The sequence below is a fragment of the Arthrobacter sp. I3 genome, from assembly GCF_000520575.1.
In the GTDB taxonomy this organism is placed as follows: Bacteria; Actinomycetota; Actinomycetes; order Actinomycetales; family Micrococcaceae; genus Arthrobacter; species Arthrobacter humicola_A.
Window position 1 is genome coordinate 1 of sequence record NZ_AZSB01000553.1, and the last position, 2,499, is coordinate 2,499.

The 2,499-nt window shown below is 66.7% G+C and carries 4 protein-coding genes; 1 reads left to right on the forward strand and 3 read right to left on the reverse strand.

Annotated features, from left to right (window positions below):
• Window positions 1-330, forward strand: a 330-nt coding sequence (locus Y706_RS0102620; RefSeq protein WP_028275350.1) for an RDD family protein, incomplete at its 5' end; no start/stop codon positions are given.
• A 165-nt stretch (window positions 331-495) separates the two neighbouring features.
• Here Y706_RS0102620 and Y706_RS0102625 read toward each other — a convergent pair.
• The 3 genes from Y706_RS0102625 to Y706_RS0102635 form a co-directional block, all read right to left on the reverse strand.
• Window positions 496-858, reverse strand: a complete 363-nt coding sequence (locus Y706_RS0102625) for a DUF3817 domain-containing protein (protein WP_028275351.1) — start codon at window positions 856-858, stop codon at window positions 496-498.
• A gap of 216 nt (window positions 859-1,074) precedes the next feature.
• Entirely contained in the window at window positions 1,075-1,824 is a 750-nt protein-coding gene (locus Y706_RS0102630) for a DUF4191 domain-containing protein (protein WP_028275352.1), read from the reverse strand.
• A 90-nt stretch (window positions 1,825-1,914) separates the two neighbouring features.
• Window positions 1,915-2,499: lipoyl synthase (locus tag Y706_RS0102635; RefSeq protein ID WP_028275353.1), on the reverse strand; the 585-nt coding region annotated here is incomplete at its 5' end.

Consider the following 2,499-nt stretch of genomic DNA (forward strand, 5'->3'; position numbering starts at 1 on the left):
ATCGCCCGTGCCGGCCGGCGCATCCTGGCGATCTGCATTGACTGGGGCATCGCGCTGTTGATCAGCAATTTCGCATTCGGCGGCGACTCCTGGGCCACGCTCGCCGTGTTTGCCATCGAGCAGATCCTGCTGATCGGCACCCTCGGCTACGGCATCGGCCACCGGATCGTGGGAATCCACGTGGTCCGGCTGGGCGGCGGCCCGGCGGGTCCACTCGCGGCCCTGGTGCGCACCCTGCTGCTGTGCCTCGTCATCCCCGCAGTCATCTTCGACCCGGACCAGCGCGGCCTCCACGACAAGGCCATGAATACGGTGCTCGTCCGGATGTAGCAATCCGCGGCCGGATGCGCGACGGCGGTGCCAGGCAACCAGGGGCGGCGGGCCTTCGTCCGTTTGCCACGAATGGCCGCTAACTTCCCCGCATAGCGGCCATGTGCGTCAGATGGGCACAGCGATGGAGCCGTGCCGCACAGAAACCCGAGGTCCTGGGCGGAGCTAGACTCCCGCGGTCTCCTGGGCCGGCGTCGGCGCAGCCTGTCCGGACCGGTCCGTCAGGTATCCGTGGCGGCCGGCCCGGCGCTCAAACCACACCGTCGCGAAGGGGAAAACGGCGGAGAGCCCGGCGAGCAAGGCAACCCGGAACGGCCAGCGCAGCATTGCCCACAGGCTCAGTGCCGCAATCGCGTAGCCGATGAAGAACGCCCCGTGGATCGGACCGGCAATCTCCACGCCGAGTTCCGTCGTCCGGGTGATCCATTTGAGCACCATGCCGAGCAACAGAGCGGCCCAGCTGAACGCTTCGGCGATCGCCAGTCCCCGGAAAATGCGGATCATCGTGGCGGTCGGGGGAAGTTTCATGCGTATCTCCTAAGTTCTTGCGTCCGTTTTCGCGGTGTCCGGTGTTGCTCTATCCGGTACCTTGCGTCCGTTGTCCCGGGTCCGGTGACCCGGCGCCGGGCGGGCCGACGTAGGGCAGTATAAGAAACGCCCCGGCTGGCAGCCTGAGGTGGCCGTGAACCGGGGCGAATCTGTACTGCGGGCAATTCCGTCATGCGGTGCGGTACTGCCGCCCGCCTAGCGTCCGCGGGTGGGACGGGCCTTGTAGGGATCGATGCCCTTCGGGATGGGCAGGCGGCCGCCGAGCGAGGAAATGCGCTTCGACACGGCGCTGACCTCAGTCTTGGTCAGTTCGCCCTTGAGCTTGTTCATCTTCCTGGCGATCTGGCTGAGCGGCACCTGGCCCTCGCCGCGGCCGCTTTCGATCACGTGGATGGTGACGTTGGGCAGGATGCGTGCAAGGCGCTTGCGCTCGGCGTCGACCAGCGGCTTGACCCGGTTGCTGGGACCCTCGCTGACGAGCACGACGCCCGGACGGCCGATGGCGCGGAAGACGGCATCCTGCGTGCGGGGGTTCACGGCGACGGGCTGGTCCTCGGTGATCCAGCCGCGCTTGAGCGTGCCCAGCGCGGCACCTGAGGCGCCCGGCTGGCCCTCGATCTGTGCGAACGCGGCGCGCTCGGCACGACGGGACAGGATCAGCGTGGCCGCAAGGGCACCCAGGGCGATGCCGATGATCAGGCCGGTGATCCAGTTGTCGAGCAGGAAACCGACCAGCAGGCTGAGCGCAACAACACCCAGGAACGCCAGCAACATGAGCCAGGGAACCATGGGATCGTGGCGGCGGGTCATCTGGAAGACCTCGCCGATCTGCTTCAGCCGGCTCGGCTTCTTGGCCTTTGCTTCCTTGGGCTTACGGGAGAAAAGACCGCGCTTCGGAGCTTCGGAAGCCGGGCTGGAGTTGCTGGGATCAGGGGAATTCGCCATAGTTCCTTAATTCTACGTGATGGACGGCCAAGGGCCGGCACCGAAGTCATCCGGTGCCGGCCCTTAAGTGGAAGGGTGTCAGAGCAGGGTTCAGGAATGTGCGCCGAGCAGCGAGCTGGCTTCCTGGCGGGTGCTTCCGGAGCTTTCGATGTGGGCGAGTTCGGCCGGGATTTCCCAGCCTTTCTTGCGCATCGCGGTGGCCCAGAGCCGGCCGGCGCGGTAGGAGGAACGCACCAGGGGCCCGGACATGACGCCCAGGAAGCCGATCTCGTCGGCTTCGTGCTGCAGGTCCACGAATTCCTGCGGCTTGACCCAGCGGTCCACCGGGAGGTGCCGTTCGGAGGGGCGCAGGTACTGGGTGATGGTGATCAGGTCGCAGCCGGCCGCGTGCAGGTCCCGCAGTGCCTCGGAGATTTCCTCGCGGGTCTCGCCCATGCCGAGGATCAGGTTGGACTTGGTCACCATGCCGAGCTTGCGGCCCTGGGTGATGACGTCCAGGGAGCGGTCGTAGCGGAACGCGGGGCGGATCCGCTTGAAGATCCGGGGCACGGTCTCGACGTTGTGGGCGAAGACCTCGGGCTTGGAGTCGCAGATCGCCGCGATGTGCTCGGGCTTGCCGGAGAAGTCGGGGATCAGCAGTTCGACGCCGGTGCCCGGGTTCAGTTCGTGGATCTT

What these genes read in the sequence shown, in the direction of transcription:
- Y706_RS0102625 (WP_028275351.1), bottom strand. Translation starts at nt 858, where the DNA reads ATGAAACTTCCCCCGACCGCCACGATGATCCGCATTTTCCGGGGACTG.
- Y706_RS0102630 (WP_028275352.1), bottom strand. Translation starts at nt 1,824, where the DNA reads ATGGCGAATTCCCCTGATCCCAGCAACTCCAGCCCGGCTTCCGAAGCT.